Raw genomic sequence first — 22,530 nt, forward strand, 5'->3', positions numbered from 1 at the left:
AACAAACCGTAGCCGCTCGTCCATGATCCCAGTTTCTCGCCAAACCATCGCCGGTCCTCCCGGCGGACAAGAAAACTGTCACCCATGCTATCGGTCCATTCTGTTACCTATCTATCCGGTTCGGACACCGGGACCTTCTCCCCGTATAGTGACGGGGAGAGGGGCGCTATCCCTGGTGGTTTCGCCAACCTCCGACGTTGCAAAAAAGCGCGGCTTTGCGGACGGCTTCTTTCTCCCCGTCTACGGGGAGAAATGTCCGGCAGGGCGATGAGGGGCAGCGCAAACCCCGGCAATTGAGCAGCCATTGCAAAAGCCGCCTAATCCCCCAGCACCACCGTATCCATGATCTCGAAGCGCTCGGACACACCAATGCGGATCATGTTGAGTTTGCCTTCCCTGGTGAAGCGGAAGTCGCTGCCGGCGTCCGAGCTTGCCGGCAGGCCGGCATCGAAGGAGATGACGCGGCTGCCGCCATCGGGCCAGGTCACGGTCACGTCGGCCTTGTCCGTGCCCTTGCGCGTCACGTTCGCCGCGCAGAGCGCCATGGGCTGTCCAACGTAGCGGGCGCAGGGAATTTGCAGGGTTCCGTCCGCCGCCAGCGCCAGGCCATAGGCATCCTGCATGGCGATCTCCGCCGCGGATTTCGGCTTGGTTTCGGGGCTGGCCGGCTGGGTCGTGCTGCCCAGCCGAGCGGTCAGGTCGGGTGCATCTGGCGTCGCGCCGGTACCTCCTTCGGCGGGCGCGACGGCAGACGTATCCGCGGCCTGGTCGGGCACCGTCGCCGGATTGAGGGGAACGAGATAGCGTGCTGGCGTCCAGCCGGTTGCCTTGGGATTGTCCGATTCGATCTTGCACCAGGGGTGGCCGTCAATGTCGTTGCAGCCGAGGTTTCGGACGCTCGCACCGGCGGCCAGGCGGGCCTCGGTCTTGCCGATCGGCGATGGCTTGGCGCGGACATTGAGCAGGTCGTCGGGAGCGAGCCCGGTGACAACGGAGATGAACGGCGCCTCCTCGGCGACAGCCGGCCACGCCGCCATCATCAGCGGAGCGGCAATCAGCGCATGCAAACTTTGTCGGAGCGTAATCGTGCGCCTCATCATTTGGCCGTGCGCCGTACTCAAATCACCCTGCCGCGGCGGTCTCGCCGCATGCCCGGCCGGTTTTATAAGGGACGACGCGCCGCCATGTAAGTCGGAAAATTCAGGCTAACCATGGTGCTGGGCGGCTTCCGGCATGAAGCCGGTGCGCAGGCCGTGCGCCCATTCGGCGCGTCCCGCCTGTTCGGCCTGACGCGCCGCCGCCTCGTGGTCGTAGTCCACCGCGATCATCTCGAAACGATCCTGCCGACCGGCGTCGCCCAAGGTGACGATCCCGTAGCGGGCGTGCGGCGAGCCCTGTTCGGAGACATGCGCCGGAGGCGTGTCGTCGTCATAGGCAGGGCAGCCGATGCTGCCCGGATTGAAGATGACTGGGCCATTCGGGATGCGGATCAATTCCGCCCGGTGGCTGTGGCCGCAGAGCGCGATGCGGCAGGCCGGGTCGAGTGCCTTCAACCGGCGCCGGATCGCCGCCAGCGGCGCGCGCACCAAATGGCCATCGCTCACGGTATCGAGCAGATATTTCTCGTCATGGTCGGGGCGGGCATGGAAGGCGATGACGCCAGGCGCGATCTCAAGGGTCAGCGGTTGGGCGAACAGCGCATCGCGCTGCGCCTGCGTCAGTCGCTCCTGCGCATCGACGTCGGACGCCCACATGGTTTCGTCGGGGGGATCGGCGGCGACGCGGCGGTCATGGTTGCCGCGCACCGTCGGCAAGTTGAGCGCTTGCAGCCGCTCCATCGTCTCGCGCGGCCACAGCGGCCCCGAAACGCAGTCGCCGAGATTGACGGTGAGGTCGGTGCCGCCGCGCCGCGCCAGGTCCTCGAGCACGGCGTCCAGTGCGAGAACGTTGCCGTGGATGTCGGCGAGGACGGCTATGCGCATGAGGAGGTTCCCGGTGGGTGGCAGGACCTGGTCTCCTCACCCCGCTTCGCGACTGAGAGGAAAAGTTCAGGCCGGCATTTCCAAATCATGGCCGCCGACCGCGGGCAGGGCGGTGTCGTCCGCGGCCGCGGCGATGACACTGTCGAGCAGGCCGGGGAAGCGGGCGTCGAGATCGGCCCGGCGGAGCGTGATCATGCGGTTGGTGCCGACCACCTCGGCGCGGGTGACGCCCGCCTCGCGCAGTTTGGCGAGGTGGTAGCTGAGATTGGTCTTGGAGGCGAGGTCGAGGAAGCGGCTGCAGTTCAGTGGCAGGCCTTCCTTGCTGGCCAGATAGCGCACGATGGCGAGCCGCGTCGGGTCGCCGAGCACGCCGAGCACGATGGGCAGGCTGATCTGGTCCGTATTGGGGTGTGGCAAGGTCATGGCAGGAACCTAAGCACAGTTCGGGCCGATTTCAACGCGTCGATCCTGCTCGGCCCATACACACTGTTTCTCCTTTCGCGTGACCGTCCTGACACAGGGCTGTCAGCATGGTTCAGCTATTTTGCCCTGGCTTCATTGACATCATGGCCTGTTATGTCCAATTGTTCAATAACTTTTGAACTAAGGACGCATCCCCATGGACAAGAGAATCTTCTGGCTGGCGCTTGGATCGTTCGCGATTTCGACCGAAGGCTTCGTCATATCAAGCCTTCTGCCCGACATCGCCAGGGATGCCGGCATCTCCGTGCCGCTCGCCGGCTCGCTGATCACCGCCTTCGCGCTTGCCTACGCGATCGGCACGCCGATCCTGGCAACGCTGACCGGCGAATGGGACCGGCGCCGCGTCATCCTGTGGACGCTGGTGTTCTTCGTCATCGGCAATGTCGTCGCCGCCCTGAGTTCGTCCTTCGAAGTGCTTCTCGTCGCGCGCATCATCATGGCGCTGTCGTCGGGCCTGTTCGCGGCGACCGCGCAAGGCACGGCGGTAGCGTTGGTCGATGACCATCACCGGGCCCGCGCCATTGCCGTCGTCGTCGGCGGCACCACGGTGGCGGTCGCCGTCGGCGCGCCGCTTGGCGCGCTGGTCGCGGCCATCGCCGGCTGGCGCGGCACTTTCTACGCCATTGCCGGCCTTGGCGCGCTGTCCGGCGCCATCCTGTGGTACCGGCTGCCACGCGGCATCATCGGCACCAGGCTGCCGCTGAAGCGCCGCCTGGCGGCGGCGATGCGTCCCGGCGTGATGCCGATCCTGGTGACGACGGCGCTTGCCCTCATCGGCGCGTTCACCGTGTTCAGCTTCATCGCGCCGCTAGCCATCGAAGGCGCCGGGCTGTCGCCGATCGCGCTGCCGGGCATGCTGCTCGCCTTCGGCGCCGGCGCCGTCATCGGCAACATTGCCGGCGGCCAGGCCGCCGATCGTTTCGGCGCGACGCGTACCGTCGCCTGGTCGCTGGCGCTCTCCGCGGCCATGCTCGTCACCTTTTCGCTGATCCCGACCTTCCTGCCGCATCACCTCGCCGGGCCGGCGCTGATGGGCATGATGGTGCCGTGGGGCATCGTCGGCTGGGCCTTCCCGCCGGCACAGGCGAGCCGCATCATCAAGCTCGCGCCGGACGCGGCGCCGATCGTGCTGTCGCTCAATGCCTCGGCGCTCTATCTCGGCGTGGCGCTGGGTGCTGTGGTGGGCGGCGCGGTGCTGCGTTACGGCGCGCCGGCCGATCTCGGCCTGATCGCCGCGGCCTTCCCGGTCATCGGGCTCGGCATCGTGCTGGCCGGGCGGGTGTTTGCCAGACCGGTGGCGATGCCGGCGGAATAAGACTGACCCCGAGGCTTGCACCCCTGTTTTTTACGCGGCCGCTTCTTCAGCTGGAAGGAGTGGCCGCGGGCAGTTCCAGGTTCAACGCGGCCACTTCATCGAGCGTGGCCCGCAGTTTCGCGGCCTGCTCGGCGCCGATCATGGCCTCGAATTGCCGCTGGGCAACGCTCCATAGCTTGATCGCCTCGTCGAGCTTGACCTGGCCGGTCGGCGTCAGCCGCACGCGCTTGACGCGGCGATCGTCCTTGTCGGCGAAGGTTTCGACATAACCGTCGCGAACCAGAGGCTTCAACGTGTGGCCGAGTGCCGAGAGATCCATGATCAACGCCTCGGCAATGGCCCCCATCGCCGGCTCGCCGCCGACACTGATCTGGAAGAGCAGGCCAAACTGCGTGCCCTTCAAGCCGGAAGGCGCCAGCGCGTCGTCGTAGAAGCGGCCGAGCCTGCGCGCGGTGCGCCGCAAGGTGGCATTGTTGCACTGGCTGAAGCCCGGCTGCTGAACGTCGGTCATGTCAACTCCTTGCCGGAGCATTCCGGCGAAACCGCTGGGCGCTTTTGCTGGAATTGCTCTGGCAGGGGCGCTGGCCCTGCCGCAGAAATAGTTTTCGCGGCTGCCGTTGACAAGATAGTGGCATATACCTATTTCGCCGAAAGTGGTATATGCCACTAATTGATATCAGGACAATGGGCTCGACCGCCGGCGCGTTCGTCGAAGCCGAATAAGAGCCAACAGAAGGAACGTGACAATGAGCAAGAACGACAACAAGGGGACAGCTGTGGTAACAGGCGCTTCCTCGGGCATCGGCGCCGTCTATGCCGACCGGCTGGCGGGGCAGGGCTATGATTTGGTGCTGGTGGCGCGCCGCGCCGATCGGCTCGGGGAATTGGCCGAGAAGCTGCGCTACGCCTATAGCCGCAAGGTCAGCGTCATCGCCGCCGACCTGTCCGACGACGACGATGTGCGCCGCGTCGAGAAGGCGATATCAGCCGACGAGAGTGTGACGCTGCTGGTCAACAATGCCGGCCTTGGCGGTCAGGCGGTGGTGGCAACCGCCGACGCGGATGCGGCCGAGCGCATGATCAAGGTCAATGTCGTGGCGCTGACCCGGCTGACCCGTGCCGTGCTGCCGGGGTTTTTGGCGCGCAACCGTGGCGGGATCGTCAACATCGCCTCGGTACTGGCCTTCGACACCTCGTTCGGCGGCATCTACAGCGGCACCAAGGCCTATGTCGTCAACTTCACCGAAGCGCTGCATCGCGAGGTCGCGGGCACCGGGGTGACGGTACAGGCGGTGCTGCCGGGCGCGACCCGGACCGATTTCTGGGAGCTTTCCGGCGGCGATATCGATACCCTTCCGAAGGAGATCATCATGACCGCCGACGATATGGTCGATGCCGCTCTTGTCGGCCTCGCGCGGGGCGAGGCTGTCACCGTGCCGGCGCTTGCCGATACGGGAAAGCTGGATACGTTCCTCGGCGCCCGGCAGGCCTTCTATGGCAGCCTGCACGCCGACAAGCCGGCGGCTCGCTACGCGGCGTGAGGCCACTTCGGTCTGGGACTCTGGCGCTTGTGCACATCTTCCGCGACTAGCGTGGCCGATCGGCCCGAGGCTTGATTGCCACGTGGTTCCCCCAATCCGTCGCGGCTTCGCCGCGCCACCTTTCCCCCTCCGGAGGGAAAGGAAGGGAGCGCTACTGGGCGAGCATTGACGGCAAAAAGCCTGGCGCTTTTCCTCTCCCCCGTCGATCGGGGGAGAGGTGGCTCGGCGAAGCCGAGACGGAGTGGGGGTCGACCAGCGCGGCACAAGACAATTCACGCGCTAAGCCGTCATGCCACGCGATCGCCGCTACCAGCCGCCTGGAAATGCGCGCGTCCCGTAGCGCTATGGCGGGGCAAGAAACCCAACTCCTGGAAGGCCGACGCTTCTAATGCGGCTGCCACATCGGGATGATCGAGGCGGCCAGCACCAGCGCCAGCACGATGTTGAGCGCGCGCCATTGCCATTCGGTCTTGAGCAACCGTGCCAGCACCATGCCGGCCGCGCACCAGGCAGACAGCGAGATGGCCGCGGCAAGGCCGAAGGTCGAGCCGAGCAGCAGCGCCAGTTGTCCTGGCCCGTCGGCAAGCGCGGCGAAGGAGGCCGCTGCGCCCAGCCCCATCGCCCAGCCCTTCGGGTTCATCCACTGGATGCCGGCGCCGCCCAGGAAACTGTTGGGCCTGGCCATCGCCACATCGAGATTGGGTGGGCCGGCACGGCCGATCTTGATCGCCAGCCAGACAAGATAGAGCGAGCCGATGATTTTCATCGCCACCTGTAGCGACGGCATGGCCAGCAGCAGGCCGGCCAGTCCAGCGCCGGCCGCGCCCGTCACCGTTGCGAGGCCGGTCGCACTTCCGACCAGCAGCGGAACGGAGCGGCGGAAGCCGAACCGCGCGCCTGAAGCGGTCGACAGGGTGGTGGCGATGCCCGGCGTGGCGGTGGCTACGAAGGCAAACAGTATCAGCGGCAGAATAGGCTGGAGCATGGGGCATCCTCGTCGGGAGATCCATGGTAGACGCGGGCTTGCATCAGTAAATGCAATGTTTGCGATGGTCCGCATTAGCGTCTATAATGCAACATGATCCGCAATCTCGACACCAGCCTCGTGCGAACCTTCGTCACCGTCGCCGACAAGGCCAGCATGACGGCGGCGGCGAACGCGCTGCACCTGACCCAGGGCGCGGTCAGCCAGCAGGTCAAGCGCCTGGAGGAGACGCTCGGCTGCAGCCTGTTCGAGCGCGACCGGCGCGGTCTGCGCCTGACCCATTCCGGCGAGCGGCTGTTCGACAAGGCCAGGCGCCTGCTCAGCCTCAATGACGAGATCTGGTCCGAGATGGCGGGGAGCGCTGTCGCCGGCCAGGTGCGGCTCGGCGTGCCCTACGACCTTGTCGGCACCTTGCTGGCGCCCGTCCTGAAAGCCTACGCTGAAGCCTATCCGCAGGTCGAGATATCGCTGCTCTGCGCCTCCTCGCCGGAACTGGCGGCGGCACTGGCGGCGGGAACCATCGACCTCGCGGTGATCGAGGAGCGGGTCGGCCCGACCTCGGGCGAATGCCTGGCCGTCGACCGGCTCGTCTGGGTCGGGGCGAGGGGCGGGGCGGCCCGCGCCAAGCGGCCATTGCCGGTCTCGATCGTTGCCGACACCTGCGCCTTCCGGCCGGTGGTGCTGTCTGCACTCAACGCGCATGGGCTGGAATGGCGCAGCGTGTTCGAGAACGGCAATATCGACGCGACCACGGCGACGGTGCGCTCGGACCTGGCCGTCACCACATGGCTGGCTTCCACCGTGCCGGCGGATCTCGACATATTGCCGTTCGACGCCGGCCTGCCGCCGCTGCCGAATTTTGCCATCAACCTGCATCTGCCGGGGCATGGCGTGGGTACGGCTGCGCGGGAGTTCGCGCGGCATATCCGTGATGGGCTGGGGCGGCGGGTGCAGGCGGCTTGATGGTGCGCCCTTTCTCCCTGTACAGTGACGGGGAGAAAGAACCACTCACTTCCAGTTCCTACGCCGCTCGAGTTCGGCGTCGGATGGTTCGCCCGTAACAAACGAGCCGACCTCGATTTCGCCCGCGCGCTCGTAGGTCGCCATGATGACGCCGGTGGTGGATGCCTGCGATTTGACCAGCTTGAAGGCGGCCGGCATCGCGGCATCGCCGAACAGCCGCTTGCCCTTGCCCAGCAACAGCGGGAAGGTCATCAGCCGGATCTCGTCGATCAGCCCGTTGGCGAGCAAGGTCTGGATCAGATTGCCCGATCCCTGGATGAGCAGGTCAGGTCCATCTTCTTGGCGGAGGCGGCGCAAAGCCGCGATGATATCAGGCCCGAGCGCGTGCGTGTTCTGCCAGGCCAGGGTATCCGGCCGATGCGTCGCCACATATTTGGTCGCGGGGTTGAAGGCATCCGCGATCGGATCTTTCTGATACGGCCAGTACGCGGCGAAGATGTCGTAGGTTCTGCGGCCGAGCAGCAGGGCGAACGGTTTGGAGAACAGATCCTCAATTGCCGCGCCCGCCACCTCGTCAAAGTAGTGGAACGTCCAACCGCCGAATTTGAAGCCGCCGACCGGATCTTCTTCCGGGCCGCCCGGCGCCTGCATGACGCCATCGAGACTGACGAAGGTCGCGGCGATGATTTTTCTCATCCGTCTTCTCCTTTTTGCGATGCGCACCGTCACGGCCGGATTCAACTTACGACGAACGGCAGGCTTCCTTTTCGACACGCGACGACAAATTTCTAGCCGTTGTCGCCGGCGTGAACGGGGTCGGAGGAGAACCAGACTTCGCCGAGGATTGCGGTGGCGGTGCTGTCTGGCTGCCTGTCCTCAATCAGCCAGACAGAACGGCTGCGCGTGGCCTCGTCGCGTGTCGGGATCTTCGCCGCAGGAGGGATCGCCGAGGCGCCGACGCAAGGGATGAACCACGAGCGCATGAACGGATGGCAGGCAAAGCCTTTCTCGCCGCGGGTCACCATCACCGCGAACGGAATGCTCTCGGCCGGACGCCAGGGGAAGATCATGCGGCCACCGGGGCGCAGCGCCCTCAGCCATCCGGCGAGAGGGGCCACGACACCAGCATTGACATAGATGATGTCGGATGGCGGCAGGGGCGAGGTCACGGCATCGCCATGGACAACCGTCGCATTGCCATAGGCTTCGAGATTTCTGCGCGCCAGTTCGGCCATCTGGTCGTCGAGCTCGAAAGCGGCGACGGTGCCGCCTGGCGAAACCAGCGTGGCCAGCAAAGCCGTGTAGTAGCCGCTGCCGGCGCCGATATGCGTGACGGCCTCGCCGGGTCTTGGCGCCAGCTTTCCGATCCACATGGCGTGGAGGAACGGCTCGCCATTGTTGATGCCCTTTTCGGCGTCGAGCGTCACCAGCACATTCTGGTAGATATGGGCCGGGTCGGCACTCGGCGTCGTGATCTTGGCGTTGCCGGCAATGACCGTCCATGGCCCCGGACCGAGAAAGGCCTCGCGCGGCACGCTGGCGAACACCTCTTCCAGGCGCGGATCCGATGAAGCGGCGTTGGCCGCCATCAGCCGCGCGTAGAACCTCCTGATGTCTTCGATGTTGCTCATGGCATCGGGAAAGATAGAGCGATCTGGCGGTTTGTCCCGGGATTAGACGGAGCTTCAACCAACCCCGGACATGGTGTCGTAGAGCAGCTTGAAATTGAGCGCCAGGATGACGGCCGCGACAACCCAGGCCAACGCCGCCACGCCGCGCGGGATGGCGAGGTTGCCCATCTTCTTCTTGTCGGAGACGAACTGCACCAGCGGGATGACCGCGAAGGGCAGTTGCATGGACAGCACCACCTGGCTGAACACCAGCAGCTGGCTGGTGCCCTTCTCGCCATAGAGCGCGGTAACGGCCACCACCGGAATGATGGCGAGGCCGCGCGTCAGCAGCCGTCGTGCCCAGTTGGGAATGCGCAGACGCAGAAAACCTTCCATGATGATCTGGCCGGCGAGCGTTGCCGTCACCGTCGAGTTGAGGCCGGAGGCGAGCAGTGCCACGGCAAACAGGATCGAGGCGATGCCCAGGCCAAGCAGCGGCGACAGGAGCTTGAAGGCCTGGTCGATCTCGGCGACATCCTGGTGGCCGGTGTCGTGGAAGGCGACCGCCGCGACGATCAGGATGGCGGCGTTGACGAACAGCGCCAGCATCAAGGCGATGGTGGAGTCCGCCGTCGCCCATTTGATGGCATCGCGCTTGCCCGCGTCGGTGCGTTCATAGGCGCGGGTCTGCACGATCGAGGAGTGCAGATAGAGATTATGCGGCATTACCGTGGCGCCGATGATGCCGATGGCGATGTAGAGCATCGCCGGGTTGGTGACGATGTCGGAAGACGGCACGAACATCGAATGCATGATCGTGCCGGCCGGCGGGGCGGCAACGAAGATCTGGATCGCAAAGCAGCTGAAAATGATGATCAGTAGCGCCACGACGAAGGCTTCGAGATAGCGGAACCCCTTGTTCATCAAAAGCAGCACGAGGAAAGCGTCGAGCGCGGTGAGTATGGCGCCGCCGATCAGCGGGATGCCGAACAAAAGCTGCAGCGCGATCGCGGTGCCGATCACCTCGGCGAGGTCACAGGCGATGATGGCGAGCTCGCAGGCGATCCACAGCACGAAATTGACCGGGCGCGGGTAGTAAGCGCGGCAGGCCTGGGCGAGATCGCGGCCGGTGGCGATGCCAAGCCGCGCCGCCAGCGCCTGCAGCAGGATCGCCATCAGGTTGGACAGCATGATGATGAACAGCAATGTGTAGCCGAACTGGGCGCCGCCGGCGAGGTCGGTCGCCCAGTTGCCCGGGTCCATATAGCCGACCGAGACCATGTAGCCCGGCCCCATGAAGGCGAACAGGCGGCGGAACCAGACGCCTGACGTCGGCACCGCGATGCTGGAATTGACCTCGCGCAGACTGGGCTGGTCGTCCTCCTCCCGTTTGGCGAACCGCCATGCGGACCGGGGGGCTGTGACGTCTGCTTCCGACATGAAAAGGCTTTCCGCAGGTTCCGGAGAATGCCCCTAAGCTATGCCATGGCTCAACATTATGCAATAGGCTATATTTCATTGTCGGTGCTTGTTGTGAGGGCGGGCAGCCGGAGACGCCGGTTGCACCTCTCGCGGAATGCAAATAAACGGCCTGAAGAATCAGAGCCTGTGCTATAAAAGCAGCGACGGCTAAACTTCCGAGGAGGAGCGCGCATTGGCGCTGAAGAACAGACCGGTCCCGCGTGAGCCGCTGCTCGATGCCGATGTCCATTCGGAAGGGTTCCGGCAGACGCGCGAAGCGCGCCGCAGCGCGCTGGTCGAGGATTATGTCGAGCTGATCGCCGACCTGATCGAGGATGGCAACGAGGCGCGGCAGGTCGACATCGCCGCGCGGCTCGGTGTCGCCCAGCCGACGGTGGCCAAGATGCTGACGCGGCTGTGCGCCGACGGGCTGGTGTCGCGAAAACCCTATCGCGGCGTGTTCCTCACCGAAGCCGGCCGCAAGGTCGCACAGGAAAGCCGCATCCGCCACCAGACGGTGGAAGCCTTCCTGCGCTCGCTCGGCGTCAGTGCCGAGACGGCGCGCATCGACGCCGAGGGCATCGAGCACCATGTCAGCGCCGAGACACTGGACGCGTTCCGCAAGGCGATGACGGCGCGCTGAGGCGCGTCATTGCCGGGTTGCCCGACAGCGTTAGCCGCTGGAACCGCCGCCGCTCATGCGCGTTGCATCTCATCGCGCGCTTGTTGCGCGCCAGGGAGGAAGCAATGGGCGTCGAGCAGGCACCGACCGCGAAAGGCAAGGCGGCAGCCACAGGACTGAAACAGGCGGCGGCCAGGGATGAGCGCAAGACCGAGGCCGAAATGGGCCATCCGCTGAAGAAAGGCGCCGATCGTTTCGAGGAACGCTCGAAAAGCTCGGACGGCAAGAGCGCCGGCGCCAAGCAGAAAGAGTAGGCCGGCAGCAATGCTGGATCGATGCTGATGACGATCGAGTGGCGCCCGCCCGAACGCTTTGTCTTTCAAGGACATTCAATTGCCTGGGGCGTGATGGGAGAAGGACCGCCCGCCGTCGTTCTTCACGGTACCCCATTCTCCTCGGTGGAGTGGCGCCGCATCGCGCCATGGCTCGCCAAGCAGCGACGCGTCCACTATTTCGACATGCTTGGCTATGGCTGGTCGGACAAGCCTGACGGCGACGTGTCGCGCGGCATCCAGAACGAATTGTTCGCGGCGCTCTATGCCCACTGGAAGCTGGAACGGCCCGACGTGGTCGCGCATGATTTCGGCGGATCGACCGCTCTGCGCGGTCATCTGCTCAACGGGTTGGAGTTCCGCTCGCTAGTGTTGATCGATCCGGTGGCGATCAGCCCGCAAGGTTCGCCGCTGGTCCAGGCAGCCAAACAGAACGAGAAGGTTCTTGCCGAGCTGCCAGCGTATGTTCACGAAGCGATCCTGCGCGCCTACATCGATGGCGCGACGTACAATCCGTTACGCGAAGACGAGATGCAGGCCTATCTGCGCCCATGGCTTGGCGACGAAGGCCAGAAGGCATTCTGGAGGCAAGTCGCGCAGATGGATGACAAGTACAGCGAGGAGGTGGAGTGGCGATATGGCGAGGTTCGATGCCCGGTCACCATCCTCTGGGGCGACAATGACGATTGGATCCCGGTAAAGGACGGCCGGGAACTGGCGCGGCGCATTCCCGGCGCGACGTTTCAGACAGTCCCCGATGCGAAGCATCTCGTCCCGGAAGACGCACCAGAAGCGATCGCCGCTACGGTCCTTCAGTTCTGGCGGAGCATGGAAGCCGGCTAGGGGACCGATCAACCCTTTGTTTTGGCGTAATTCCCGTGCTCCTATCGGGTCTCCGCGTAGGCCGTCTGCTGGACCGTCGTCACGGTGCCTGTCGTCAGCGATGACACCAGCGGTTCGCGGCCGCGGTGGCCGGGCACCAGCCGCACCACCTTGTAGCCCTTGGCTCTGAGGTCGGCCAGCAGGTGCGGCAGCATTTGCGCGGTGCGCGGATGGATGTCGTGCATCAGGATGATGCCGGAACCGCGCTGTTCGATACCCGCCATGGTGCGCTTGCGCAGCTGGTCCGGCGTCGACGGGAAATAATCCTTGGAATCGATATCGGCGTCGATGACGACGATCCCGCGCGCCGCGAGCTGGCGGCGCAACGTCGCCGTCGAGGCGAGATAGGGGAAGCGGAAGAAGGGCGCGACGCCGTGCATGGATGGCACCAGCGCTGCCGACACGCTCTTGATGCCGCCGTCGATCTGCGCTTGCGCTCCCGTCGCACTCATATGCGTCAGGTTGGCATGGTTCTGGGTGTGGGTGCCGATCGTGTGGCCGTGCGCGGCGACCTCGCGCACCAGGGCAGGGTAGGAGCGGGCCATCTGGCCGACCATCATGAAGGTTGCCTTGACGCCGGCATTGTCGAGGACTTTCAGGATGTTCTCGGTGCGGCCGGGCATCGGGCCGTCATCGAAGGTCAGCACCACTTCGTGGTTGCGCAGCCTGAGGTCGGCGATGCTGTTGACGGTGACGCTGCGGCCGGCAAGGCCGCTGAAGGAATGCGAGGAGAAGAAGCCGCCGGCGCCGGTCTCCTTCGGCTCTGTCGCATAGGCGAGCTTGCCACCCTTGGCGTCGGTCGCAGGTTTCGCCGTCGTGCAACCGGTGGCCAACGCGCCCAAGGCGACAATACCAAACAGCTGCGCCAGACGGCGCCCGGACACGAAAGCCATGGCGGAAGGATCCCTTTGAATCGCTTACGCTTTTATTCCGCTTATGGTTAATGAAGGTTTACTTCCGGGCTTGCCCAGTCCGCCGACAGCTCACTCGCTGACATCCTGCTTCCAGCTGCGCGGATGGCCGTCGACGCGGAACTGGAAGATGAAGTAGGGCGGGATGCAGGTGCCTTCGCCAGGCTTGGCCTCGGGCAGATCGTCATATCCGGCGGTGCAGATATAGTCCTCGCGGCAGGGATGCGCCTTGTCGCAGGCGCGCAGGCCGGCGGTCTTGGTGAATTCCTTCGTGCAGAATTTATGGTCCTTGCCGGACGCGATACAGTCGTTGAAGCCCGTCTTGGCGAGGCGGCCGCAACTTGCCTCTTCTGGAAGTTTGTCGCAGCTCGCCTTGCGCAGCATGCCGCCGGGAAAGCCGCCGGTCTTCTGCTCGGGGTTGTCGTAGCGCTGGCGCGCGGCGCCATAGCCGGTGAGCTTGACCACCGGCTTCCTGTCGCGCACCGGGTCGATGCCACAATCCTTGGCGGTGGCGGGCGACAGGCGGCAATACCGGTCGCTGCCCCAGGTCGACATCCTGATCTCGCCGAATTCCACGGGGTCGCCGACCGCGGTGCCTTTCTCGCTGACGCAGGTGCCGAAACCAGGATGGATGGCGCTTTCGTGGACCCCGGCGCAGCGCAGGCCGGTGCCGCAGGTCCAGTCCTTGAAGCTTTCATCCTCGCCGCGATAGCAGATCGAGCCCCAGCCATTGTAGAGATCGGTGCCTTTCAGCGCTTCGGCGTATTTCCGGTCCGGACGGGCGGCGAAGCCCCTGGTGAAATCGGGATGGCCGCCGGCGGCGAATTCCTCGACGATGGCGCGGCGGCGCGGCAGGTCGGCGAAGAAGACGGCCGAGCCCGGCACGAAGACGGCATTGCGGCGCGGTTCGCCGGCCGGGTCGGCGCCGGTGTAGTGGAAGCCGGCAATGCCATGCGTCTGGTGGCAGCCGGTGCAGGACATCTCGTTGAGGCGCAGGTTGAAGCCGGCGACCGACTTGATGGTGGCGAGTGTGTTGCCGCTGGCGACATAGTCCTTCAACGCCTTGTCGATGTCGGCGTCGTCGACCAGCCCATACACGATGTTGTTCTGCGAGCGGCTCAACCCGCCGGGTGCCACCGAGACGGCGCTCTTGGCCAGGAATTTCTCGTCGACGACCAGCCGGCCATGGTCGAGATCGTAGATGTTGCGGTCGGTGAGCAGCCATTTGGCGAAGGCTGGCCTGTCGGCCAGCACCGTCGCCCGGTCGATCTCGTTTTCCATCCTGGCTTCATAGAAGCTTGAAATGGCCGGATCCCATTTGAAGATCTTCAACAGGTACTCGGCATGGCCGCCGAAATCGCGCCGCGTCGACGCCGACAGCCTGAGCACCTGCATGTTGAGCTCGAGCCGCATGATCTGCGAGGAATTCAGCATGGCGCCGGACAGCGGGCCTTCGTCGGAGCGCAGCCAGGCGGCCAATTGCTCGGGTGGCAAGTCCTTTCGACCGGCGGCCAGCCAGCGCCGGGCGACGTCCGCGCAGGACGCGTCGGTGGCGCTGGGAAGGTCCTTAGAAGCGCGGGCCTGCGCCTTCCCAGGCTTGGCGTTGAAGACCAGGCTCATGGTCAGCGGCAGGCGCGATGAAATGCGCTGGCCGGGCTTGCCGTTCGCCGGTTTTTCCTGGACCGAATAGTGGAAGCGGTAGATCAGCCGGATCTCGCCGCATTCGGTGTGGCCGAGGTAGCCTCGGTCCATGCGGTTGACGACGCCGGTGAGGTCGAGCGTCGAGCCGTCGTCATCGATGTATCTGGGATTGAATTTCTGGCTGGTGTCGTTCGATTTCGCCATGGCCGCGACATAGGGGTCGGGGCTGGTCTTGGGCTCTTCTGATATCTCGCGCTTGACCGTGTCGCGCACCGTGGCCAGCGCCGGCACCGAAAACAGGCCGCGATTGTCGACGTCGCGGGTGAGGCCGAGGGCGGGGCCGAGCAGGCGGCTGATCGACAGGCCGCCACGCTCCAGCGCTTGCAAGGTGGCGGGATCGGTGACCGCGACGCTGGAATCGAGCGTCACCGCGCCGGCATTTGCAAGCCCAAGGCACAGCACCAGCAGCGACAGGAAACCTGCGATCGTCCTCAAGCCTCGAACCCCTCCGATCCCGGCGATGCTACAGGCCTTGCGCGCTCCCGGCCAGTGCGGTGAAACGGCCAACCAGCGCCGCCGCCCTCACGAAAAATGCTGTGACTTGGCGCAACCATTACGATAATTGTTTGTTGGATTGAGCCGGCCTGCCGGAACAACGGGAAAGTTTGCAGCGAGGAGTTGCCATGCTCTGGAGAGGCCGTCGTCAGAGTGACAATATCGAGGACGACCGCAGCGACAGTGGCGGCGGCGGGATCGGTGGCGGCGGCGGTCAGTTCCAACTGCCCATCGGCGGCCGGACGGGTGGCGGCGGCAGTATCATCCTCGTCATCCTTGTCGTGATCGCCGGCTGGTATTTCGGCTTCGATCCCTCGGCGATCCTGGGCGGTGGCGACGGCGGCCTGCTGCCGGGCGGCGGTGGCCAGATCACGGACAACAGCGGCGGTGGTCAGGATAGCAGCGCGGGTAGCCCGGCCAATGACGAGATGAAGCAGTTCGTGGCGACCGTGCTCGCCGAGACCGAGGACACCTGGACGGGCATCTTCAAGTCGCAAGGCCTGACCTATGAGGACCCCAAGCTGGTGCTGTTTTCCGGCCAGGTCCGCTCCGCCTGCGGTTTTGCTTCCGCCGCGGCCGGACCGTTCTATTGTCCTGGAGATCACAAGGTCTATCTCGACATGACCTTCTTCCGGCAGCTCGACCAGCAGTTCGGCGCTTCCGGCGAGTTCGCCCGTGCTTACGTCATCGCGCATGAGGTCGGCCACCACGTACAGAACCTCACCGGCATCATGGGCAAGTTCGACCAGATGCGCCAAGGCATGAGCGAAGCCGATGCCAATCAGCTGTCGGTGCGCATCGAACTGCAGGCCGACTGCTTCGCCGGCGTGTGGGCGCACTACACCGGGCAGAAGGGCATATTGGAGCAGGGCGACTTCGAAAGCGCGCTGAACGCGGCCAAGCAGATCGGCGACGACACGCTGCAGAAGAAGATGCAGGGCTATGTCGTGCCGGAAAGCTTCAACCACGGCACCTCGCAGCAGCGTCAGACCTGGCTGACGCGCGGCTACAAGAGCGGCAAGCTGTCGGACTGCAATACGATGAGCGGGCCGCTCTAAGCAGTCGTTTTCGGAAAAAGACGTGACGGCGAGACGCCGTCAGGGAGTGTCAGGATCAAAGCTTCCTGCCTGTTCCCTCACTGTTCCTTTTTGCTTGCTCGCCTATAAGGTGCGTCCGCCCGCGCCCCAGGACGGCCAGAGGAGCTTGACCATCATGATCGACCCCAAAACCGCCAGGCGGGGCCTCGCGCTCGTCTTCACGACGCTGCTGCTCGACATTATCGGCTTCGGCATGATCATGCCTGTGCTGCCGGCCTTTCTCAGGGAGTTGACTGGCGTCGGCATCAGCGAAGCGGCGATCGAGGGCGGTTGGCTGTTCTTCGTCTATGCGGCCATGCAGTTCTTCTTCGCGCCCATCATGGGCGGCCTGAGCGACCGGTTCGGACGGCGGCCGATCCTGCTCGCCTCGGTGCTGACCTTCTCCATCGACAATCTGATCTGCGCCATTGCCTGGTCCTATCCGATGCTGTTCATCGGACGTGTGCTGGCCGGCATTTCGGGCGCCAGCTATTCGACGACGTCGGCCTTCATCGCCGACATTTCGAACGACGAGAACCGGGCGAAGAATTTCGGCCTGCTCGGCATTGCCTTCGGCGTCGGCTTCGTCATCGGGCCGGTGCTGGGCGGCCTGCTCGGCACGTTCGGCCCGCGCGTGCCGTTCTTTTTTGCCGCCGGGCTCGCCTTCGTGAACTTCCTGATCGCGATGTTCTTCCTGCCCGAGACGCTCGATGAAAAGCATCGCCGCCGCTTCGAGTGGAAACGCGCCAATCCGGTCGGCACGCTCCTGCAGATGCGCCAGTACCAAGGCATAGGCTGGATCGGGCTGGTCTTCTTCCTGATGACGCTCGGCCATATGATGTATCCGGCGGTGTGGTCGTTCGTCTCCAACTACCGCTATGGCTGGAGCGAGCAGCAGATCGGCTTCTCGCTCGGCGCCTTCGGCCTGTGCGGCGCGATCGTCATGGGCACGGTGCTGCCGCGTGTCATCCCCAGGCTCGGCGAGTGGAGAACGGCGGTCATCGGCCTGACCTTCACCGCGGCCAGCGCCTTCGGCTATGCCTTCGCCTCGCAAGGCTGGATGGTCTATGCGGTGATCGTCGTCGGTTGCCTGGAGGCGCTGGCCGATCCGCCGCTGAGAAGCCTCGCCGCCGCCAAGGTGCCGCCTTCGGCACAAGGCGAGCTGCAGGGCGCGATGACCTCGATCTTCTCGATCACCTCGATCATCACGCCGCTGCTCTATACCGCGATCTTTTCCTGGTTCACTGGACCCAGCGCGCCCGTCACCTTCGGCGGCGCGCCCTATCTGGTCGGCGCGTGCTTCCTGGTGCTGGCGGTCATCGTCTTCGTCACCAAGGTGACGAGACCGGCGACAATCGGAAACGCCGCCGCCGATGTGGCTGAAGACGGAGCACTGGCATGAGCCATGACGGCCGCATCGCGCTGACCAGTGACGGGCTGTCGCTGTCGCGCCTGGTCTTTGGCGCGTGGCGCCTGCTGGATGGTGGCGTGCGCTCGGACGCCGGTGCTCGGTTCGATGAAGCCGGAACGTCTGGCTTCCATGGCCAAAGCACTGAATATCGTGCTCGACCGCCAGCAATGGTTCACTATCCTGGAAGCCAGCGAAGGCCGGCCGGTGGCGTGAGGTTGGGGATCAGGCTTCAATCCATTCGCCGGGGACATCCAACGCCTTTGCCAGCATCGTGCTGGTTTGCGCGGAGGGTTTGCGGCGATTGGATTCAATGTCCGACAGGAAGCCCTGACTGACCCCAATGGTCCGCGCCAGGTCGGCTTGCGTCAGCTTGCGCCAGTTGCGCAGCGCCTTGAGGCGGCTGGAACCTCGCAAAATATCCATGGTCACCTCGGCGGGCAGGGCCTTTTCAGCTTTGAACTCAGACTTCCGCTCATCGTAGATAGCCACATCCGCAGCGTCTTCCTGGGCTTCTTCGGCCGCATGCAGCAATGCCTCGTAATCCGCCTTCGGGATAACGACCAGTTCTTCGCCGGTCGAGGTCCTTATGATTTGAGGGGCGTTCATGATGTCCTGTCCCATGGCCTGCTGTAGGTCGTCGTTTCACGCTTGCCGATATAGATCGCAAGGATCGTGGTGCGATCTTCATCGAATATGACGCGGTAGCGGCCAATCCGGAGCCTATAGCCGTCCCTGCCGGAAAGGCGCTTTACATCTCCACGGCCGCTGGCCGCGTAAGCGATCAAACCCTCGGAAACCTGCTCGCGGACATCAGCCGGCAGGTTGTCGAGATCGCGAGCCGCCGGTGCCGAAAGAACGATCGTCTTCACGAGTACAAATATCGCATAAATATCGCTCTTTGTTAAGCGATATTATCGCAGCCGCCGATTTTGCGGGATCAGGCCCGCTCGGCCAGCAATTCCTCACCGCGCTTCTGGCGGATCAGGTTGACGAAGCGGCGGAACAGATAGTGCGAATCCTGCGGGCCGGGCGAAGCCTCGGGGTGGTGCTGGACGGAAAATACCGGACGGCCGGTGAGCGCGATGCCGCAATTCGAGCCGTCGAACAGCGAGACATGGGTTTCCTCGACACCCGCGGGCAGCGAGTCGGCATCGACGGCAAAGCCATGGTTCATCGAGACGATCTCGACCTTGCCGGTTGTGTGATCCTTGACCGGGTGGTTGGCGCCGTGATGGCCCTGATGCATCTTGGCGGTCTTACCGCCCAGCGCCAGCGCCAGCATCTGATGGCCGAGGCAGATGCCGAACACGGGGATGTCGGTCTTGAGCAGGTCCTGGATGACCGGCACGGCATAGTCGCCCGTGGCTTCCGGATCGCCGGGGCCATTGGAGAGGAAGATGCCGTCGGGCTGCATGGCGAGGATTTCCTCCGAACCGGTGCTGGCCGGAACCACCGTCACCTTGGCGCCGAGGCCGGCGAGCAGGCGCAATATGTTGCGCTTGACGCCGTAGTCGATGGCCACGACGTGCAACGAAGGCTCGTCCTGCTCGCCAAAGCCTTCGTTCCAGACCCAGGGCGTCTCGCGCCAGACCGAGGACTGGCCCGACGTGACCTCCTTGGCGAGATCGAGCCCGATCAGGCCCGACCATGCGGCGGCGCGCCGCTTCAGGTCGGCGAGGTCGAAGACGCCGTCGGGCGCGTGCGCGATGACGGCGTTGGCCATGCCTTTTTCGCGGATCAGCGCGGTGAGCGCGCGGGTGTCGATGCCCGAGAGCGCGACGATGCCGCGCTTCTTCAGCCATTGATCGAGATCGCCGGCGGCGCGGTAATTGGACGGGTTGGTGACATCGGCCTTGAACACGGCGCCGACGGCGCCGGCGCGGGCGGCCGGGTTGAGGTCTTCGATGTCCTCGCCATTGGTGCCGATGTTGCCGATATGCGGGAAGGTGAAGGTGACGATCTGGCCGGCATAGGAAGGGTCGGTGAGGATTTCCTGGTAGCCGGTGAGTGCCGTGTTGAAGCAGACTTCGGCCACCGCCGAGCCGGTGGCGCCGAGGCCGCGACCCTCGATGACGGTGCCGTCTGCCAGCACCAGAAGGGCGGTCGGCTTTTCAGTGGCCCAGGGTGGGGTCAGCGCGGGCGTCATCTCGGCCATGGCGGCACTCCTATCAGGCCGCGCTGCAACGACCCTGGCGGGCATTCGCGCGGCAAAGGGCGCGAAGCAGCGATTTCGCAGCCTCCACGCAGTCAAGCTTCAGTTCATGCAAGGCCCAGTACATAGGGGAAGGGGGCAGGGCGGTCAATGATCATGCGAAACGCCGCCGCGATTTATTTCATTGAGGAATATCATAGGCTTGCCCTGGCATATGAGGGTTTGCGTTGGCCTGTCCCCGGCGCTATTGTCCGCGCCGACCGAAGGAGAGAGATCAATGCGCGCGAAAATCGCCGAATCCCTGAAGACCGCGATGAAGGCGCAGGACAAGCACCGGCTGCCGACATTGCGGCTGATCCAGGCCGCCATCCACGATCGCGACATCGCCAATCGCGGTGCCGGCAAGGACCCTGCCAGCGACGAGGAAATCCTGCAGATCCTGGCCAAGATGGTGAAGCAGCGCGAGGAATCGGCCAAGGCCTTCGAGGACGGCAAGCGGCCGGAACTGGCGGCTCAGGAGCGCGGCGAGATGGAGATCATCCGCGGCTTCCTGCCGACGCAGCTTGACGATGCGGCGGTCACGGCGGCGGCGCGCGAGGCGATTGCCGCCACCGGTGCGGCCAGCCAGAAGGACATGGGCAAGGTGATCGCCGCGCTCAAGCAGAAATATGCCGGCCAGATGGATTTCGGCAAGGCAAGCGGCATCGTCAAGGGGCTGCTGCAGTAGGGCTTTTACCCGCGCGTCGGCAGGCGTCCAACACGGCCACTCACGGCAAAGCCGTAGCTTGCTATTGGGTTGATTTCCCAGGCTCCAACGCACGGCGCAAAGCCGGCGCTTCCTGCTGGATATGGTTCCACAGACGGTGGGCGACCGGCCCGTGCGGCCGGTCGCGGCGGCGCGCCACGACCAAGTCGTCGGTGCGGCCCGGCAGATGACTGCCGGCAATGGACAGGAGCTGCCCGTCGCGCAGCTCTTCCGCGATCAGGAAATGCGGCAGGTGGCCCCAGCCGAGGCCTTGGAGGATGATTTCCTTCTTCATGGCTTGATCGGGGACCAGACATTGCGGCGCGCCTTCGACCACGAAGTAGTCCTGTCGTGGTGAATGCAGGGCGGTGTCGCGCATCACGCATTGGGTGAATGCCTGCATCTTCTCCAGTGTGATCGGTCGTTCGATGCACTCGGGCAGGAAGCCCGGCGCCACCACGGGAATGAAGGGCACCTTGCTGAGGTCGATCCATTCGATCCGTGCGTCGCCCTTGTCGATCCAGTGCAGGATCAGATCGGCTTTGTCGTCGAAAAGACGCTCCGACGGGCCGCCGACGGCTTCGAAATGGAGATGCAGCCGGGTGCCGGGGCATTGGGCGAAGAACCGTCCGAGCATGCCCAGCACCCGCGGGCGCGGGCAGAGGTCGCCGATCACGACATGGATTTCGCTTTCCTCGCCCATCGAAAGCTGGGCGGCATGGACGCGCAGGCCGTCCAGTTCGCGCAGCAGCTGCTGCGCGCGCCGCTGGAACGACAGCCCCGCTTCCGTCGCACGAACGCGATAGCCGCTGCGGTCAAGAAGAACCAGATCGAGCTGCCGTTCGAGCTTGGCGACAGCGGCGAACACCGCCGGGTGCGAGCGGTGCAGCATGGCCGCGGCCGGCTGAAAGCCGCCGGTGCGGATCACGGCTTCGAAGCACTGAAGATCGTGCAAGGTGAACTCGGCCATGTCAGCTTTGATTACAGAGATTGTCCTATCTTTGTAATATCACTAAAGCCCGACCACGGCTACGCTTTGCCTCATTCAACGTTCCAAGAGGATCTTCAACATGAGCGAGCTGAATTTCGTGACTGTCGGCGACGGCACGCGCATCGCCTATCGCTTCGACGGCGACGCCGGAAAGCCGGTGCTGGTGCTGTCCAACTCCATCGCCACCACGCTGCATATGTGGGATGGGCAGGTCGGCGAACTGTCCAGGCATTTCCGCGTTCTGCGCTACGACTTTCGTGGTCATGGCGGGTCGAGCGCGCCAGTCGGCGCCTATTCCCTCGACCGGCTTGGCCGCGACGTGATCGAACTCATCGATGCGCTCGGCCTCGGGCGCGTGCATTTTCTCGGCCTGTCGCTCGGCGGTTTCGTCGGGCAGTGGCTTGGCGTTCATGCGCCCGAGCGGATCGACCGGCTGATTCTGAGCAACACCTCGTCTCACCTTTCGCCAGCAAGTTATTTCGACGAGCGGATTGCCGTCGTGCGGCAGGCGCCGGACATGTCGGAAACGGCCGAAGTGTTTCTCAACAACTGGTTCCCGGCGGACATGGTGGCGGCCAACGAACCCGTCATTGAGGAATTCCGCGCTATGCTGCTTGCGATCGACCGGCAAGGCCTGGCCGGCCTGTTCGCGGCGGTTCGTGATGCCGATCTTCGCCGCACCATCGCGCTGATCTCCCGGCCGACGCTGGTGATCGCCGGCGAGCACGACACGGTGACGGCGGCGAGCCATAGCGAGCTGATCGCGGCCGCGGTGCCCGGCGCGAAGCTCGTCGTGCTGCCCGCGGTCCACTTGTCGAACGTGGAATACCCCGCTGAGTTCATGAAGGCCGTGCTCGATTTCCTGCACTAAG

General features: G+C 64.6%; 24 protein-coding genes. 10 read left to right on the forward strand and 14 right to left on the reverse strand.

Annotated features, from left to right (window positions below; translation table 11 throughout):
- Positions 1 to 317 precede the first annotated feature (317 nt).
- The 3 genes from EN824_RS00010 to EN824_RS00020 form a co-directional block, all read right to left on the reverse strand.
- Complete coding sequence (locus EN824_RS00010; protein ID WP_127280847.1) at positions 318 to 1,100, reverse strand: SH3 domain-containing protein; 783 nt, start codon at positions 1,098 to 1,100, stop codon at positions 318 to 320.
- 105 nt (positions 1,101 to 1,205) lie between these two features.
- Positions 1,206 to 1,982 (reverse strand): metallophosphoesterase family protein, encoded by a 777-nt coding sequence (locus EN824_RS00015; protein ID WP_135931656.1) that lies wholly within the window; start codon positions 1,980 to 1,982, stop codon positions 1,206 to 1,208.
- Between the two features lie 66 nt (positions 1,983 to 2,048).
- On the reverse strand, positions 2,049 to 2,405 hold the full coding sequence (locus EN824_RS00020) for a helix-turn-helix transcriptional regulator (protein WP_127280845.1): 357 nt from the start codon (positions 2,403 to 2,405) through the stop codon (positions 2,049 to 2,051).
- A gap of 196 nt (positions 2,406 to 2,601) precedes the next feature.
- On the opposite strand from EN824_RS00020, the gene EN824_RS00025 reads away from it, so the two are divergent.
- A complete protein-coding gene (locus EN824_RS00025; RefSeq protein ID WP_135916328.1) occupies positions 2,602 to 3,780 on the forward strand; it encodes an MFS transporter in 1,179 nt (392 codons plus the stop codon).
- Positions 3,781 to 3,826: 46 nt separating this feature from the next.
- Here the strand turns inward: EN824_RS00025 and EN824_RS00030 are convergent, their stop codons facing one another.
- The gene (locus tag EN824_RS00030) at positions 3,827 to 4,291 is read right to left on the reverse strand and encodes a MarR family winged helix-turn-helix transcriptional regulator (RefSeq protein WP_135916329.1); all 465 of its coding nucleotides are present in this window, start codon (positions 4,289 to 4,291) and stop codon (positions 3,827 to 3,829) included.
- A gap of 235 nt (positions 4,292 to 4,526) precedes the next feature.
- Here EN824_RS00030 and EN824_RS00035 point away from each other — a divergent pair, with 235 nt between their 5' ends.
- Positions 4,527 to 5,321, forward strand: coding sequence for an SDR family oxidoreductase (locus EN824_RS00035; RefSeq protein WP_135931657.1), 795 nt, complete (start codon positions 4,527 to 4,529; stop codon positions 5,319 to 5,321).
- Positions 5,322 to 5,706: 385 nt separating this feature from the next.
- Here the strand turns inward: EN824_RS00035 and EN824_RS00040 are convergent, their stop codons facing one another.
- Positions 5,707 to 6,306, reverse strand: coding sequence for a LysE family translocator (locus EN824_RS00040; RefSeq protein WP_135867266.1), 600 nt, complete (start codon positions 6,304 to 6,306; stop codon positions 5,707 to 5,709).
- Between the two features lie 93 nt (positions 6,307 to 6,399).
- Here EN824_RS00040 and EN824_RS00045 point away from each other — a divergent pair, with 93 nt between their 5' ends.
- On the forward strand, positions 6,400 to 7,269 hold the full coding sequence (locus EN824_RS00045; protein ID WP_135920935.1) for a LysR family transcriptional regulator: 870 nt from the start codon (positions 6,400 to 6,402) through the stop codon (positions 7,267 to 7,269).
- A 45-nt stretch (positions 7,270 to 7,314) separates the two neighbouring features.
- Here the strand turns inward: EN824_RS00045 and EN824_RS00050 are convergent, their stop codons facing one another.
- The 3 genes from EN824_RS00050 to EN824_RS00060 form a co-directional block, all read right to left on the reverse strand.
- Positions 7,315 to 7,965: a dihydrofolate reductase family protein gene (locus EN824_RS00050; protein WP_135931658.1), complete on the reverse strand. Its 651-nt coding sequence runs from the start codon at positions 7,963 to 7,965 to the stop codon at positions 7,315 to 7,317.
- 92 nt (positions 7,966 to 8,057) lie between these two features.
- Positions 8,058 to 8,900 carry a protein-L-isoaspartate O-methyltransferase gene (locus EN824_RS00055; protein ID WP_189522103.1) on the reverse strand — a complete coding sequence of 281 codons (843 nt, stop codon included), beginning with the start codon at positions 8,898 to 8,900 and terminating at the stop codon, positions 8,058 to 8,060.
- Positions 8,901 to 8,954: 54 nt separating this feature from the next.
- Positions 8,955 to 10,319 carry an Nramp family divalent metal transporter gene (locus tag EN824_RS00060; protein ID WP_135931660.1) on the reverse strand — a complete coding sequence of 455 codons (1,365 nt, stop codon included), beginning with the start codon at positions 10,317 to 10,319 and terminating at the stop codon, positions 8,955 to 8,957.
- A gap of 214 nt (positions 10,320 to 10,533) precedes the next feature.
- Between EN824_RS00060 and mntR the strand changes: the two genes are divergently transcribed.
- From mntR to EN824_RS00075, 3 genes are all read left to right on the forward strand, one after another.
- Positions 10,534 to 10,983, forward strand: a complete 450-nt coding sequence (gene mntR / locus EN824_RS00065) for a manganese-binding transcriptional regulator MntR (RefSeq protein WP_127279594.1) — start codon at positions 10,534 to 10,536, stop codon at positions 10,981 to 10,983.
- A 104-nt stretch (positions 10,984 to 11,087) separates the two neighbouring features.
- The gene (locus EN824_RS00070) at positions 11,088 to 11,276 is read left to right on the forward strand and encodes a hypothetical protein (protein ID WP_127279595.1); all 189 of its coding nucleotides are present in this window, start codon (positions 11,088 to 11,090) and stop codon (positions 11,274 to 11,276) included.
- A gap of 27 nt (positions 11,277 to 11,303) precedes the next feature.
- Complete coding sequence (locus tag EN824_RS00075; RefSeq protein WP_127279596.1) at positions 11,304 to 12,137, forward strand: alpha/beta hydrolase; 834 nt, start codon at positions 11,304 to 11,306, stop codon at positions 12,135 to 12,137.
- A gap of 41 nt (positions 12,138 to 12,178) precedes the next feature.
- Here the strand turns inward: EN824_RS00075 and EN824_RS00080 are convergent, their stop codons facing one another.
- Positions 12,179 to 13,069 (reverse strand): polysaccharide deacetylase family protein, encoded by an 891-nt coding sequence (locus EN824_RS00080; protein ID WP_135867271.1) that lies wholly within the window; start codon positions 13,067 to 13,069, stop codon positions 12,179 to 12,181.
- Positions 13,070 to 13,159: 90 nt separating this feature from the next.
- The gene (locus EN824_RS00085; RefSeq protein WP_135931661.1) at positions 13,160 to 15,223 is read right to left on the reverse strand and encodes a hypothetical protein; all 2,064 of its coding nucleotides are present in this window, start codon (positions 15,221 to 15,223) and stop codon (positions 13,160 to 13,162) included.
- Positions 15,224 to 15,411: 188 nt separating this feature from the next.
- On the opposite strand from EN824_RS00085, the gene EN824_RS00090 reads away from it, so the two are divergent.
- Positions 15,412 to 16,341: a neutral zinc metallopeptidase gene (locus tag EN824_RS00090; RefSeq protein ID WP_127870042.1), complete on the forward strand. Its 930-nt coding sequence runs from the start codon at positions 15,412 to 15,414 to the stop codon at positions 16,339 to 16,341.
- Between the two features lie 154 nt (positions 16,342 to 16,495).
- Positions 16,496 to 17,761 (forward strand): TCR/Tet family MFS transporter, encoded by a 1,266-nt coding sequence (locus tag EN824_RS00095; protein WP_135867274.1) that lies wholly within the window; start codon positions 16,496 to 16,498, stop codon positions 17,759 to 17,761.
- Positions 17,762 to 17,992: 231 nt separating this feature from the next.
- Here the strand turns inward: EN824_RS00095 and EN824_RS00105 are convergent, their stop codons facing one another.
- The 3 genes from EN824_RS00105 to carA form a co-directional block, all read right to left on the reverse strand.
- On the reverse strand, positions 17,993 to 18,376 hold the full coding sequence (locus tag EN824_RS00105) for a helix-turn-helix transcriptional regulator (RefSeq protein WP_127279690.1): 384 nt from the start codon (positions 18,374 to 18,376) through the stop codon (positions 17,993 to 17,995).
- On the reverse strand, positions 18,373 to 18,639 hold the full coding sequence (locus EN824_RS00110) for a type II toxin-antitoxin system RelE/ParE family toxin (RefSeq protein WP_127279691.1): 267 nt from the start codon (positions 18,637 to 18,639) through the stop codon (positions 18,373 to 18,375). The genes EN824_RS00105 and EN824_RS00110 overlap by 4 nt, the downstream gene beginning before the upstream one ends.
- A gap of 68 nt (positions 18,640 to 18,707) precedes the next feature.
- Complete coding sequence (gene carA, locus EN824_RS00115) at positions 18,708 to 19,925, reverse strand: glutamine-hydrolyzing carbamoyl-phosphate synthase small subunit (RefSeq protein WP_135867276.1); 1,218 nt, start codon at positions 19,923 to 19,925, stop codon at positions 18,708 to 18,710.
- Between the two features lie 274 nt (positions 19,926 to 20,199).
- Here carA and EN824_RS00120 point away from each other — a divergent pair, with 274 nt between their 5' ends.
- The gene (locus EN824_RS00120) at positions 20,200 to 20,649 is read left to right on the forward strand and encodes a GatB/YqeY domain-containing protein (RefSeq protein WP_127279693.1); all 450 of its coding nucleotides are present in this window, start codon (positions 20,200 to 20,202) and stop codon (positions 20,647 to 20,649) included.
- 61 nt (positions 20,650 to 20,710) lie between these two features.
- Here EN824_RS00120 and EN824_RS00125 read toward each other — a convergent pair whose 3' ends face one another.
- Positions 20,711 to 21,637, reverse strand: coding sequence for a LysR family transcriptional regulator (locus EN824_RS00125; RefSeq protein WP_127279694.1), 927 nt, complete (start codon positions 21,635 to 21,637; stop codon positions 20,711 to 20,713).
- A 100-nt stretch (positions 21,638 to 21,737) separates the two neighbouring features.
- On the opposite strand from EN824_RS00125, the gene EN824_RS00130 reads away from it, so the two are divergent.
- The gene (locus tag EN824_RS00130; protein WP_127279695.1) at positions 21,738 to 22,529 is read left to right on the forward strand and encodes an alpha/beta fold hydrolase; all 792 of its coding nucleotides are present in this window, start codon (positions 21,738 to 21,740) and stop codon (positions 22,527 to 22,529) included.
- Position 22,530: the final 1 nt, after the last annotated feature.

It is taken from the genome of Mesorhizobium sp. M8A.F.Ca.ET.181.01.1.1 (assembly GCF_004792025.1).
Classification (GTDB): domain Bacteria; phylum Pseudomonadota; class Alphaproteobacteria; order Rhizobiales; family Rhizobiaceae; genus Mesorhizobium.